10 protein-coding genes are annotated in these 13,467 nt (G+C 52.2%); 3 read left to right on the top strand and 7 right to left on the bottom strand.

Annotated features, from left to right (window positions below; translation table 11 throughout):
- Positions 1 to 11 precede the first annotated feature (11 nt).
- The 3 genes from IVG45_RS17970 to IVG45_RS17960 are packed head-to-tail and all read right to left on the bottom strand — an operon-like array spanning position 12 to position 3,926.
- Positions 12 to 1,613, bottom strand: a complete 1,602-nt coding sequence (locus tag IVG45_RS17970) for an ABC transporter ATP-binding protein (protein WP_196435155.1) — start codon at positions 1,611 to 1,613, stop codon at positions 12 to 14.
- Positions 1,606 to 2,949 (bottom strand): ABC transporter permease, encoded by a 1,344-nt coding sequence (locus tag IVG45_RS17965; protein ID WP_196435154.1) that lies wholly within the window; start codon positions 2,947 to 2,949, stop codon positions 1,606 to 1,608. Before IVG45_RS17965 ends, IVG45_RS17970 begins: the two co-directional genes overlap by 8 nt.
- Entirely contained in the window at positions 2,949 to 3,926 is a 978-nt protein-coding gene (locus tag IVG45_RS17960) for an ABC transporter permease (RefSeq protein ID WP_196435153.1), read from the bottom strand. The genes IVG45_RS17965 and IVG45_RS17960 overlap by 1 nt, the downstream gene beginning before the upstream one ends.
- Before the next feature lie 185 nt (positions 3,927 to 4,111).
- Here IVG45_RS17960 and IVG45_RS17955 point away from each other — a divergent pair, with 185 nt between their 5' ends.
- Positions 4,112 to 4,657 (top strand): copper resistance protein NlpE, encoded by a 546-nt coding sequence (locus tag IVG45_RS17955; RefSeq protein WP_196435152.1) that lies wholly within the window; start codon positions 4,112 to 4,114, stop codon positions 4,655 to 4,657.
- Positions 4,658 to 4,872: 215 nt separating this feature from the next.
- Here IVG45_RS17955 and IVG45_RS17950 read toward each other — a convergent pair whose 3' ends face one another.
- The 3 genes from IVG45_RS17950 to fabV all read right to left on the bottom strand — a co-directional run bounded on the left by IVG45_RS17950 (position 4,873) and on the right by fabV (position 9,195).
- Complete coding sequence (locus tag IVG45_RS17950; protein ID WP_196435151.1) at positions 4,873 to 5,544, bottom strand: hypothetical protein; 672 nt, start codon at positions 5,542 to 5,544, stop codon at positions 4,873 to 4,875.
- 117 nt (positions 5,545 to 5,661) lie between these two features.
- On the bottom strand, positions 5,662 to 7,809 hold the full coding sequence (locus tag IVG45_RS17945; RefSeq protein ID WP_196438075.1) for an ABC transporter substrate-binding protein: 2,148 nt from the start codon (positions 7,807 to 7,809) through the stop codon (positions 5,662 to 5,664).
- 195 nt (positions 7,810 to 8,004) lie between these two features.
- A complete protein-coding gene (gene fabV / locus IVG45_RS17940; RefSeq protein WP_196435150.1) occupies positions 8,005 to 9,195 on the bottom strand; it encodes an enoyl-ACP reductase FabV in 1,191 nt (396 codons plus the stop codon).
- 153 nt (positions 9,196 to 9,348) lie between these two features.
- Here fabV and IVG45_RS17935 point away from each other — a divergent pair, with 153 nt between their 5' ends.
- On the top strand, positions 9,349 to 9,531 hold the full coding sequence (locus IVG45_RS17935; protein ID WP_196435149.1) for a hypothetical protein: 183 nt from the start codon (positions 9,349 to 9,351) through the stop codon (positions 9,529 to 9,531).
- The gene (locus IVG45_RS17930; protein WP_196435148.1) at positions 9,528 to 10,424 is read left to right on the top strand and encodes a phosphoribosylaminoimidazolesuccinocarboxamide synthase; all 897 of its coding nucleotides are present in this window, start codon (positions 9,528 to 9,530) and stop codon (positions 10,422 to 10,424) included. Before IVG45_RS17935 ends, IVG45_RS17930 begins: the two co-directional genes overlap by 4 nt.
- A gap of 78 nt (positions 10,425 to 10,502) precedes the next feature.
- Here IVG45_RS17930 and IVG45_RS17925 read toward each other — a convergent pair whose 3' ends face one another.
- Entirely contained in the window at positions 10,503 to 13,283 is a 2,781-nt protein-coding gene (locus IVG45_RS17925; protein ID WP_196435147.1) for a glycosyltransferase, read from the bottom strand.
- Between the last annotated feature and the right edge of the window lie 184 nt (positions 13,284 to 13,467).

The raw sequence follows: 13,467 nt of genomic DNA, 5'->3' as shown, positions 1-13,467 counted from the left end.
TCGACGCAAGCCTAAGCGACTCGTAGCAGCGGCACGGCCGCCAATAAAGTCTTGGTGTAATCATGGCGCGGCTGGGTCAACACCTGTTCGACCCGGCCATATTCGACGATCTTGCCTTGGTACATTACCGCCACCTCGTCGGCCATTTCCGCCACCACGCCCAGATTGTGGGTGATCAGCAAATAGCTCAAGCCTTGTTGTTTCTGCAGGTTTTTCAACAACTCGATAATTTGTGCCTGCACCGATACGTCCAACGCGCTGGTCGGCTCATCGCAGATGATCAATTTCGGCCGCACCGCCAACGCGCGCGCGATACAGATACGCTGGCGCTGGCCGCCGGAAAATTCGTGCGGATAACGTAACGCCGCCTCAACCGGCAAGTCCACCTGATGTAACAATTCCGCCACCCGGTTTTGCTTTTCTTCGCGGCCAATGTCGGGACGCAACGCAGTCAATCCTTCGACGATGATGTCGCCGACCAGCATGCGCGGATTCATCGCCGCGAATGGATCCTGAAACACGATTTGCATTTCGGCACGCTGCCTACGCAAGGTTTCGCCGCTTAATCGGGTCAAGTCGACACCGCCGAACAACACCCGTCCGGCATGGGCCGGAATCAGATTCAGCAAGCCCTTGCCCATGCTGGTCTTGCCGCAACCGGATTCTCCGACCAGCGCCAGCGTCGTGCCGGCATGCAACTCAAAATCGACCCCGTCCACAGCCTTGACGTGACCGACCAGCCGTTTGAACACACCTTTGCGGATAGGGTAGTAAACCTTGAAGTCCTCGACTTTCAGCAGAGGAGAGGCGGATTTGCTTTCCTTGCCGAGGCAGCTTTCCATCTTCGGCAACGCCGCCAGCAATTTCAGGCTGTAAGGATGTCGGGCCTGTTTAAAAAACTCCTGGGTCGTCGCGGTTTCGACGATCTTGCCGTTTTGCATCACCGCGATACGGTCGGCGATATTCGATACCAGCGCCAGATCGTGGCTGATCAGCCACAAGGCCATGCCGGTTTGTCTCTGAATATTTTTTAGTAAATCCAGAATTTGAGCCTGTATGGTCACGTCCAGCGCCGTGGTCGGCTCGTCGGCGATCAACAAATCCGGCTGGCCGGCCAAGGCAATCGCAATCATCACACGTTGGCGCTGTCCGCCGGACAATTGATGCGGATATTCGTTGAGACGCCGCACGGGGTCGGGGATTTCGACTTGCTGCAACAATTCCAGTACCCGCTGCTGAACTTCACTACCGGACAACTGGAAATGAATATGCAACACCTCGGCTATCTGCTCGCCAATAGTCAGCACCGGATTCAACGACGACATCGGGTCTTGGAAAATCAGGCCTATGCGGCGGCCGCGTAGCTTGCAGAACTCGATTTCCGGAATATTCAGCAAATCATCGTTTTGCAATGCCATCGATCCGGCATGCATCTTTGCTGCATTCGGTAGCAAGCGCAACACCGACAGCGCGGTAATCGACTTGCCGGAACCGGATTCGCCAACCAGGGCGAAGGTTTCGCCGGGGTGGATGTCGAAGCTGATATTGTCAACCACATCGGCATTGCCAAATGCAACACTTAATCCTTCCACTTTCAACAAAGTATTAACCACGCGCAGCCCTCCTTGGATCAAACGCATCCCTGACACTATCGGCAAACAAATTCGCCGCCAGCACCAACGCGAACATGAACACAAACGCCGCCGCCAGCGACCACCACACCACCGGTTCGCGGGCCATTTCCAGGCGGGCGCTGTTGATCATGTTGCCCCAACTATGGGTAGTGGGATCGACGCCGATGTTGATGTAGGACAGCACGGCCTCGGCCAGCACCAGAGAGCTGAAATCCAGCACCACGCTAATCAAAACGATGTGCATCACATTGGGCAGGATGTGGCGGAACAGTATCATCGCCGGTTTGACGCCCAGCGCCTGCGCGGCCAATACATACTCCATCTCGCGCAGCTTCAAGGTTTCGGCGCGTAGCAAGCGACATAGGCCGGTCCAACTGGTGACGCCCAGAATCAGGCACAGAAAAAGCAGGCGCATGTCGGCCCGCACCAGCGAATTATTAAAATCCTCGGCGTGGTTGGTCATGTAGACCTGTACCATCAGAATCGAGGCGGCTATCAATAACACGCTGGGGATCGAGTTCAGCGTGGTATAAATGAACTGAATCAGATCGTCGACCCAACCCTTGAAAAAGCCGGCCATGATGCCGAATACGATAGCCAGCGGCAGCATCACCAAGGTGGTCAACGAGCCAATCACCAGGCCGGTGCGTATGCTTTTCAAAGCCTGATAAAACACATCCTCTCCAACCTTATCGGTGCCGAGCACATGGTAAAAAGCCGACAAGGAAAACAGGGTGTAAAACAATGACACGACTAAAAACATCACCAGCCATACCGCCTTGCCGCTAGAACTGCGCATGAACCGCCTGCTGCGTTCGCGTTTATCGCCCCAGGCAAACAACAAAATCATCAGCATCAAGCCGGCGCCTTTGCTAAAACCGCCCAGAGTTTTCAACAATACATCGCGATTTAATTCGCTGTCCGGATCGTGCAAATGCGCGCCGCCATAGGTCAAACGCGGATAATCCCAGCGGGTAGCGCCATCCTCGGCGGTAAGGGTTTCCTTGGCATACAGATAAGCCGAGAACGGCGCGGAATAGGTTTTTTCGCTGTGTGAGCGCATGGTGGAGCAGGCCACATCCAGCAGACTGATAGCGTCGTTACTGCGGCTATCAGTATCCTTGAAATGAATCGAATCGGCCAAGCCGATCAGCGCGAAACACAACAGTAGCGTCAGCGAGGCCATCGCCACCGGGCTGGCGGCGATTTTATGCAAGGGCCTACGCATATGCTGCTGGCGACTTAGATACCAAGCCAGCATGCCGGCGGCCACTACCAGCAGATAAATCAACGCGTCGGTCCATAACACCAGCATCAGTTCAACCTCACGCGCGGATCGACCAAGGTGTAGGAAATATCGGTCATCAACAAACCGGCTATGTACAAGGCGGAACCCAGAAACACCATGGAGCGGACGATAGCGAAATCCTGCCGATTGATCGCATCGATAGTGTAACTACCAAGGCCAGGGATGCTAAAGAACGATTCCATGATCAAACTGCCCATGAACAACAGCGGCAATACCACCACCACGCCGGTCAGGATAGGGATCATCGCATTCTTCAGCACATGCTTGAACAACACCTGGGTTTCCGTCAGCCCCTTGGCGCGGGCGGTACGCACGTAGTCTTTTTCCACTTCTTCCAGAAACAATGTTCGATACCAACGCACACCGGAACCGATGCCGGCCACCACGCTGATAATGACCGGCAATATCAGAAACTTAGCGGCCGCCAGGCCTTCGTCGTACCCCGAGATCGGCACCAGTTTCAGCAGTTTGCCGATGAAGAACTGGCCGCCGATGATGTAAAACAACGACGATACCGACATCAGCATCACGCAGACCACACTGCTGGCCAATTCCAGATAGCTGTTGCGGAACAGCACCATCAGCAAAGCCAGCGTGATATTGACCAATAATCCGACCAGCAGTGAAGGCAAGGCCAGCGCCAGACTCGGCCACATGCGTTGCTGAATGTCGGTGCCGATGTTGCGGCCGCTGTCGGAAATGCCGAAATCGAATAAAAACAAATTCACCGATTTTTGATAAAAAATGGTCTCGGTCAACTGCTTGCCGCCATCCTGCCCGCCATTCCACAACAAGGGCAGGTCGTAACCGTGCTGATGCTTCCAATTCTGAATGGCCTGCTCGGTGACATGTTTTTGCCCCAGTTGCATGCGCGCCATGTCGTCCGGACTGTTGACGACGAAGAATAAGACGAAGGTCAGCACGTTGACCGCCATCAGCAGCGGTAATGCATAGAGAAAGCGGCGGATGATGTAGGTGATCATGTCTGGTTGGCAATGTCCACTGGTATTGGAATTAAGCCCCATTCTCGCAACTTTGGCGTTTTTCAACAAACGGCAAATTGAAGTGATAGGCGAGAAAAGATTATGCTGGTAACCTTAGGCCGAGACGCTTTTGTGGTGAGCGCCTTTGCTTCGTATATTTATGCACAGAAACAGAAAGATTTTATATGCACACATTAAACAAAAAAATTACAAAAAATGTCGCGCTGACGGTTTTTGGCGCATTGTTTTTAACATGCAACCCCGCATGGGCAAAATCCGATATGCAACTGCAGGAAGAAGCCCTGAAGGCACGGGAAATGAGGCACCAGGACGGCATGGGTCATTCGATGCATCAAAAATCGGAAGATTCTAGCGGCGGATTTCGGGGTGTTTTTTACGGTTACTTGCCGTGTAAGGAAGAGGGGTGCGACGGCATCAAGCAAACCCTGTCGCTAAAACCCAGGAACAATTATTTGCTGGTCACACAATTTACCAAAGAGTTTTCAATGCGAGAGTATTACGAAAAAGGCAAATACGATTGGGACGATAAAACCCATATCCTGACGTTGACGCCCAGTAAGGAAGGCGCCGCCAAACGGCTATATACCATTCAAGACGAAGGAGCCTTGGTCACGCTGGACAGTGACGGCAAGCCGATGTCGGGCGATCAGGAAGACTACACCTTGAGCAGAAGCGATAGGGGCAAGACCCGGCAAGTGCATATTCACTAAAATAGCGATCGTGCCCAATGATGGGTAGGCGATCATGTGTTTGGTTGAGCGCATCTATCGATATGAGGGCTATACATCTTTCGTCTCGGCGCCGTTATCGCCGAATCAACAACATTTCATCGAGATAAGCTTGAATGGCCCTATCATGAGTCACGGTACGCAAGTTTTCATGACTAACTTGAACATGATAGGGCAAATTGTTGAGTCTGGCCTATCTATCGACGACGAACAACCAACATGCTCAGGCCGGAAAAAAACAACCAAAAGGCTGCAGGCACCGGCACAACAGCAGCTTCGATATGATACGTGTAGCCACCGCCAAAAGAGAAAAAGACGTCAGGCTGCGTGCCGTTAATTAAAATTTTGGTCCCTTGTAACTGTCCAGTCAGCGAAGATTCACCGAAAGAACTACCGGAACAAAAAGTATCCGGCCCTAAAGGCAATGCACATGGATTATTGCTACCAAAAAACTCTGTAGCCGTATTCATAAAGCTAGGGAAATTTGGAAATCTAAACTCGGAAGATAACCCGTCCGCAATCAGTGATGGCTTCACCAACTCAAGCCAATTAGTCGAATAGGTAAAAGTGCCTTGGCTACCGTCGGTATCGCCGTCAAGATAGTAATCCCACCAATAACGTTTCATCTCTGCGTCAAAACTACCCGCCAAGTCATAAGTTTGAATAGCCGACGAACCATCATCAGGAAAAACTAATGTACCGGAAGTAAAAGAAACACTACTCTGTTCAGAGTTGATGACATAGTGTTTAGTGTCGATCAGATCGACACCGCCACCGACTACGATGACGGCATCAGCTTTACCCACACTGAGTACCGCAATCCACGATATACCTAATAGCCTTACTATTTTGTTCGTAAACAATTTCATGAAATAAGTTCCTTTATTTTGAAAAATGGAGGCTTACACAACTGTGTCGCCGTAGCCATTGTGAGGAGTGATTCCATAAAAGTAAAACAAAATCAACTGAGCCTAAAACGCTAGACATCACCTCTCTTGTTGTTGTCGCCGATAAGCCTTAACCGCTGGATAGATCGCAACCCCCAATAGCGCTATCAACACCAATAACGGCCAAAACTCAGCCTGGTTCCATTCCCGGCGCTTTTGCTCGCGCAACCCGGTATCGATTCGGCTGTATTTCAAGCGGTTGCTGATCATCCGCGCCGGTTTCAGGTTTTTATACCAGCTGTGCAACAAGGCGAAATCCTTGGGGTAATAACCGAACAACCACGGAGCATCCTGGCGCAATATCGTCTGCATGCGATCAATGATGATCTGGCGCTCCGGGCCGTTGTCCATGTTGCGCATTTGCTCGAACAGGCGGTCGAATTCCGGATTGGCGTAATTGCCGGCGTTTTCCCCGCCCTGCTTGACCTTGGAATTGGGGCCATAAAGCAGAAAGAAAAAATTCTCCGGATCGGGATAATCGGCATTCCAACCCCAGACGAAAATCTGCGCGGCTCCGGTGCGCATTTTTTCCTGAAAACGGTTGTAATCGGTGCCGCGTATCACCAGTTGTATGCCCAGCTTTTCGAACTGCTTGCGATACCAGTTCATCAAGGCTCTGTCGTCGGTGCCGACGGCGGTGGTATCGAAATAGAGCAGCAAAGCTTCGCCGGTTTTGGGATCGATGCCGTTGGGATAGCCGGCCTCGGACATTAATTGTTTGGCTTTTTCGATAGCTTTGCGCTGCGGTTTGCCGTTTTGCCATTGATACACCACGGGATTGATGCCGTCTTCGCCGTCTTGATGGCCGAATATGCCCGGCGGCAACGCGCCTTGGGCGGCGACACCCCGGCCGTTGGCGAAAATGGCAATATATTCTTCATAATCGACCGCGATGGAAATGGCTTGACGCAATTTGCGGTTTGCATCCGAACCGCCGCCAATTACTGGATCCAACATGTTAAAGCCCATGTAAAACACCGAAGTCGCCACCAAGGTCTGCAGTTGAATCTGTTTATCCCGCATAATAGGCGTCAGTTGCGGATCGCCGCTGCCGGAAAACTGCACGGCTTGGTCGAAACTGTCGGAGGCAATACCGGAAGCATCGTAGTAACCTTGCAAAAACTTGGCCCAGTAAGGAATAGTTTCTTTTTCCAGCGTGTAAACTACCTTGTCGACGAACGGCAGAGGCTGGCCGGCATCGTCCAGCCAACCGGCTTCACGGTCGCCTGGCTCACCTTCGACCGGATAAAAATCCGGGTGATAATTGGGGTTTTTGGCCAGCACCATGCGCCGATTGGGATTGTTCTCCTCCAGCCAATACGGCCCGGTGCCTACCGGAAACCAGTCCAATGTGATGTTTTGCTTTTTCAACTCCGGCTGGGCATAAAAGGCATCGGCTTCCCACGGCATCGGCGCGAAAAACGGCATCGCCAGCCAATATTGAAATTGCGGGTATTTGCCTTTGATGCGTATCCGATACTGATGATCGTTGACGGCCTGCACACCGCTCATGGATTGGTTTTTAAGCTCGGCAATATCGATTTTGCGGGTCTGTTGAGCGAACTCGGCAAAGCCGTCGATATAGCCCGCCATCAGTTCGGCGATAGGCGACTGGATTTTCGGATAGGCCAGGCGTTTGATCTGATACACATAATCCTCGGCCAGCAACTCACGGCTTTGCTGTATCGGGAAATCTTTTATCGTGCTGCTGGAGGCCAATTGCTGATCGTTTAGCGTGTGATACAAAAACCGCCCTTGATCATTACGGCTAAATGCCGGATGCGGCTGATAACGGATGCCGGACTTGATGGTTATCAGATACTCGCTGTAAACAATATCCCGCTCGCCGGCATTGTCCGCTAACGGATTGCCTTGGGCATCCAGATAGCGCACCCTGGGCATATCGGCCGCCGTCAGCGGCTGCAATTGATAGGGGCGTTTTAAATAATGATATTGCAGCGGCGGTTCGTAAATCTGGCCGATAAAACCGTATTCATCGCTGCTGTAGGCAACGGCGGGGTCCAAATGCTTGGGCCGTTCGGCAAACGACGAGTAGAGGATGGTCTGCTCGCTATCGGCCTTCGGATAGGGATTATTGAGTTGGGAAATATCGCACGCGGTTTGCGAAAAACCCAACAGCAGCAGGAGCATGGCGCGAATTTTTGGAATAGCCAAAGTGCGGGACATCATTAGATGGTTAGAAAACTTGCCAATTTTTCAATACTGGTGCCATGGCGACCGTCCGAATATTGCTAAGGCGATTTATGACAATAACTATACCCAATCCAAGCAATTTGCCGTTGACTGAGCGGAGTCGAAGTCACCCATTCGCCAATCTCCGCATAGGGTAGTGGCGATACAACCCTATGCGGCATAAAGGCCTTATGCCAGATTGCTTATCGGTGCTTCCGGATTGACGTCGGCCTCGTAATCGACCCCGTCCACCTCAAAGCCGAACAACTTCATAAACTCGTGTTTATAACCGGCGAAATCGGTCAAGGCGTTGATATTGTCATTGTTGACCTGTTGCCACAATGCATTGACCTTGTCCTGCACTTGCGGTTGCAGTTCTTTTAAATCGGCGCGCAGGCGGCCTTCGTCGTCCAGTATCGGGCTGGCTCCGTACAGGCTGTCGCGGAACAAGCCGTTGACTTGTTCGATGCAGCCTTCGTGGCTGCCCTGTTCCTTCATGACTTTGAACAGCAATGCCAAATACAACGGCATTACCGGAATCGCCGCGCTGGCTTGGGTGACCACGGCTTTCAATACCGACACGCGGGCATCGCCGCCCAGTGCCGCCAATTTGGCGCGGATATCGATGACGCGCTTGTCCAAGTCTTTCTTGGCCGCCCCTATGGTGCCGTCCCAATAGATGTCCCAGGTGACTTTTTCGCCCAGATAGGTAAAAGCGGTGGTTTTGGCGCCTTCCGCCAGCACGCCGGCTTCGGCCAAGGCGTCTATCCACATTTGCCAGTCTTCGCCGCCCATTACCGCCACGGTGTTATCGATTTCTTCCTGCGTTGCAGCCGGCAAGGTAAACGATTTAATCACTTCCTTATCGGTGTCAATGCCGTTTTGCACCAAATCCTTGCCTATCGGTTTCAGCGTCGAGTTGTGGGTAACGCCGGTTTTGGGGTGAGTGCGGCGCGGCGCGGCCAGACTGTAAATCACCAGATCGACTTTACCCATGTCCTGCTTGATGGCGGCTATGGTTTTTTGTTTGATGTCGTCGGAAAAGGCGTCGCCGTTGATGCTTTTGGCGTACAAGCCTTCGGCTTCGGCGAATTTATGAAACGCCGCCGAATTGTACCAGCCAGGCGTACCCGGTTTATCGGCCGTACCTTCGCGCTCAAAGAACACACCCAGGGTTTTGGCGCCGGCGCCGAAAGCGGAAACGATGCGCGAAGCCAGTCCGTAGCCGGTGGAAGCGCCCAAAATCAGCACGTTTTTGGGGCCGCCCGCGATAGCGCCGCAAGCTTTGACATACTCGATCTGCTGTTTGACATTGGCTTCGCAGCCGACCGGATGGGTGGTAACGCACATAAAACCGCGTACACGAGGTTTGATAATCATGTTGCTCCTCAAATCAAGCCATGAAAAAAATTAAGAATTGGGCTGCGTCGGCAACCTTTTTTATTGTAAATGTTGAAGTTTATCCCATGATATGGCCGAATAGGAAAATAATATCGATTCCTTGTGAATCGAAAAACTTAGTTCAATTCAGCAATGGCAACTATCGACAGCAAGCTCCAGAACACGTTTGCGGCGCTCATCGAGAAACTTGTACGGCCCCTGGATCAAGCTAAACCTTCAAATTCGGTATTGCCGCAAAATCTCGCCCTACCTGCTGCCGGCCGGATTAATGCTAAAATCGAGCCATTTTTAACTGACCGCCCTCTCGCATTATGAATGCTCCAGCCGCGCTTTACGAATCCTCCCTTCCCAACCTGAAACTGCTCGGACGCGGTAAAGTCCGCGATATGTATGAAATCGACGACCGGCATTTACTGATCGTCACCAGCGACCGAATGTCCGCTTTTGACGTCATCATGCCCGATCCGATCCCCGGCAAGGGCCGCGTCTTGACCAGGGTTTCCAATTTTTGGTTTGAAAAAATGCGGGACATCATCCCCAACCATCTGGCGCACGATCTGAGCCTGGAGCAGGTGATCCCCGACCCGCAATTGCGCCAACAAGTGGAAGGGCGGGCAATCATCGTCAAGCGTTTAAAACCGCTACCGGTTGAAGCCATCGTCCGCGGCTATCTGATTGGTTCCGGCTGGAAGGATTATCTGGCCAGCGGCGCGGTGTGCGGCATTCAACTGCCGACCGGCTTGCAACAAGCTCAGCAACTACCCGAGCCGATCTATACTCCATCCAGCAAGGCCGAAATCGGCGTTCATGATGAAAACATCAGCTTCGCCGATACGGTGAAATTGATGGGCCAAGATATCGCCGAAAAAGTCCGCGATGTCAGTATTCAACTATACAGTGCCGCCGCCGACTACGCCCGCCAACGCGGCATCATCATTGCCGACACCAAGTTCGAATTCGGCTTGGATGACGACGGCACGCTGTATTTGATCGATGAAGCGTTGACACCGGACTCCTCCCGTTTCTGGCCGGTGGAGCAATATCGAGTCGGCATCAGCCCCCCCAGCTTCGATAAACAGTATTTGCGCGATTATCTGGAAACCCTGGACTGGAACAAAACCGCGCCCGGACCTAAGTTGCCGGACGAAGTCTCGCAAAAATGCGCCGATAAATATCGCGAAGCGGAACTCAAGCTGATTGGCGATTAAAGCGCTATTCCCCGCAAAGAAAAAAGGCCCGTATCGAGCAATGCTCGATACGGGCCTTTTGGTTGTTACAAGCTCGATTTACTTGTCGACGTCCATTTCTTCGGCGGCCAGTTTTTTACCCGGAATGTAATTGGGCGCCACGCTAATCAGAATAGTCAAGAAGGTGGCCACGTAAGGCACCGCTTGCACCGCCAACACGGCAACCCACAGGCGGCCGCTGGTATTGTCGAACTGAGGCTCCATCCGCATCGCGACGATGCCCGCCACCAATAAACTCAACAGCAACAGCTCCTGCCAAATCACCAACAAACCGGCGATCAATGGGCCCTGCGCTTCGTATTTAGGGGTGCGCATGAACGGTTTGCCGGATGTAAACAGGCCTTGCAGCGTACCGCGCGCCACGGTATGCGTCAGCGATAAACCCGCCAATGCCGCCCCCAGGGATTGGAACAACGAACAGGCCACGCGCGCCTTGTACAACCACAGCCCGCGCAAGACTTTAAACACAAACAAGCCTATGGTAGGCAGCAGGAATGCATTGATCGGTAGCTCGCTATGGTACGGATTGAGGACCAGCATAGTCGTCAACACCAAGCTGGCTCCGGTAAACAACAATGCCAACGCATCGGAAAACCACGGCAACCAGCCCGCCACGAAGTAATAGCGCTGGGCCGAGGTGAGCGCGGACTTTTTGTTGGGCAAAAAGTGCCGCCAGTGCTTCTTGATGATTTGCATCGCACCGTAAACCCAGCGGAAGCGTTGGGTCATGTAACCGGAGAACGTATCCGGCATCAGGCCGCGTCCGAACGATTCCTTGCAGTAAACCGAATCGTAACCGGCTTCATACAGGCGCAAGCCCAGCTCGCTATCCTCGCAAATACACCATTCGCCCCAGGCTCCGACTTTTTCGAAGGCTGACTTACGCACCATGGTCATGGTGCCATGCTGGATGATGGCATTAAACTCGTTACGTTGCACCATGCCAATATTAAAGAATCCGGCATATTCCCAATAACACATGTCCTTGAATGCGCCTTGATGGGAATCCCGGTAGTCTTGCGGCGATTGCACGAAGCCGACATTTTCCTGATCGAAATACGGCACCATGCACTTCAACCAATCCGGCGACAGGATGTAATCGCTGTCGATCACCGCGATGATTTCGGCATCTTCGGCGGTATTGGTCAGGGCGTAGTTGATGGCACCCGCCTTGAAACCGGGCCAATTGTCCAAATGGAAGAAACGGAATTTTTCGCCCAATCGGTCGCAGTCTTCCAGCACCGGCTGCCAAACGGCGGGATCCTTGGTATTGTTATCCATCACCAACACTTCATAGTTGGGATAATCGACTTTTGCCAGGGCGTTCAAAGTCTTGCGCACCATTTCCGGCGGCTCGTTATGAATCGGCAAATGGATGGAGACCTTGGGATATTTAAATTCCGGCGAGGGTGTCAGCGGTGTGAAGGTACGGCGGCCTTTCCTATGCCACAAGACTTCGGCCAACTCCAGGCTTTCGGTCAACAACACCAGAATTGCCATGGCTTGCATCATCAGCAAAATGGCCCAGAACACAATCGAAAAGCTGGTTTGATATTGTGCTGCGGCAATTGATGCCGACCAGAACAACACCGAGGCCGCCAAGTTGGCCATAATACCAAACAGCAATTTGCCCGGCAGTTTCAGGCTCTTACGGGTAAACAAGAACGCAATCATCAAAATGGCGCTGAGTATCGCCGCGCCGGTGGCAAAGTTACGCCACATCGGATTGGCCACCACCTCGCCTTCCATCGGGAATTTAGCCAGGCGGTCCGCATTAAACAAGCCCCAGTAGGCACCGGCGGTACCCTCGATCTCGATTTTCCAAGGCTGGTCGAAGGCTTCGATCACGTAATAAATGATATTTTCCGCAGTAGCCCGATTCAGGAAGGCCCGCAAAAACTTGGCTTCGTTAATCAGCGAGGCCGTCGCGGTTTTTTGCGGTGGACCATCGGAAGGCCAACCGGTTTCGGTTATTACAATCGGTTTATTCGGATAGAGCTGTTGCAACTCGTAATAGCGTTTGAATACGTAATCAACCGCCGCATATCCTTCCGCGCCGCGCGCCTTATCCACCGGCACCCCCTCCCAATAGGGCAGGATATGCACACCAATATAGTCAACCTCGGCAACCAGGGCAGGATTGTCCACCCAAATATCCCAGGTTTCCGAGGTGCTTACCGGCTTCCAGGTACGTTTTTTGACTTCCCTGATGTATTCAATTAACTGGTTGGCTTTTTCCGCAACCTTGACTTTTATTTCCGCCTTAATCTTTTCGTCTATTTCCTGTTCGCTCAGTTGATCCTTGTACTGTTCCCTGATTTGCTCGGCGATGGGGCCTGCCTGTTTCTGACGGGTTCTCAACAAGGATTCGTTGCCCACCAGCGTGCGAACAATGGTTTTAGGATATTGGTTAGTCAGGTTGACCAAGCTTTCGACTTCTTGACGGTTTTTTTCCTCGATCTTTAGCTTATCTTCTTCGCTAGCATTGTCCTCGACGATGTCTATCCAGGCTCCCATCGCCAGGTGCATCCCGTTTTGCGCCGCCAGCTCCGGCACGACTTCCATGCCTTCCAACGAGGTGTAGGTTCTTATCGAATGTACTTTATCGGCCAACAGTTCCAAGTCTTCTTGAACCTGCTCGCGGGTCGGATAGTTTTTCTTTTCGGGTTTGAAGTCTCGCCGCGTAGCGTTATACGTCACCCCCATCATGGTGCTGCTCCAAGAAGGTAGCTGCAAGGGGTTATTGACATATGTCCAGATCGCCACGTTGACGGCGACCAGAAATACTAGGGTAAAGAAAGTAGCTATTTTGGCTTTCATTTCGAGCAAGAAACTCCAAACTATGAAGAGATAGGAATTAAAAATCCATCGGAACGGATTCGTTTTATAAACACATCACAAGGCAATCTGTACGCTTTCCTGCGTTAAACAAGATTCAGACTGGCAACAATTTTGGCGGATAAAACCGCCCAAAAAAAACCCTGCTATAAACCAAGCCTAAACA

The organism is Methylomonas sp. LL1 (assembly GCF_015711015.1).
Taxonomy (GTDB): Bacteria; Pseudomonadota; Gammaproteobacteria; order Methylococcales; family Methylomonadaceae; genus Methylomonas.
This window is presented reverse-complemented; position numbering and strand designations above follow the sequence as displayed.

Coding starts and splice junctions, on each gene's coding strand:
- IVG45_RS17930 (WP_196435148.1), top strand. CDS start 9,528: ATGAATGCTCCAGCCGCGCTTTACGAATCCTCCCTTCCCAACCTGAAA.
- IVG45_RS17925 (WP_196435147.1), bottom strand. CDS start 13,283: ATGAAAGCCAAAATAGCTACTTTCTTTACCCTAGTATTTCTGGTCGCC.
- IVG45_RS17965 (WP_196435154.1), bottom strand. CDS start 2,949: ATGCTGGTGTTATGGACCGACGCGTTGATTTATCTGCTGGTAGTGGCC.
- IVG45_RS17945 (WP_196438075.1), bottom strand. CDS start 7,809: ATGTCCCGCACTTTGGCTATTCCAAAAATTCGCGCCATGCTCCTGCTG.
- IVG45_RS17960 (WP_196435153.1), bottom strand. CDS start 3,926: ATGATCACCTACATCATCCGCCGCTTTCTCTATGCATTACCGCTGCTG.
- fabV (WP_196435150.1), bottom strand. CDS start 9,195: ATGATTATCAAACCTCGTGTACGCGGTTTTATGTGCGTTACCACCCAT.
- IVG45_RS17955 (WP_196435152.1), top strand. CDS start 4,112: ATGCACACATTAAACAAAAAAATTACAAAAAATGTCGCGCTGACGGTT.
- IVG45_RS17935 (WP_196435149.1), top strand. CDS start 9,349: ATGGCAACTATCGACAGCAAGCTCCAGAACACGTTTGCGGCGCTCATC.
- IVG45_RS17950 (WP_196435151.1), bottom strand. CDS start 5,544: ATGAAATTGTTTACGAACAAAATAGTAAGGCTATTAGGTATATCGTGG.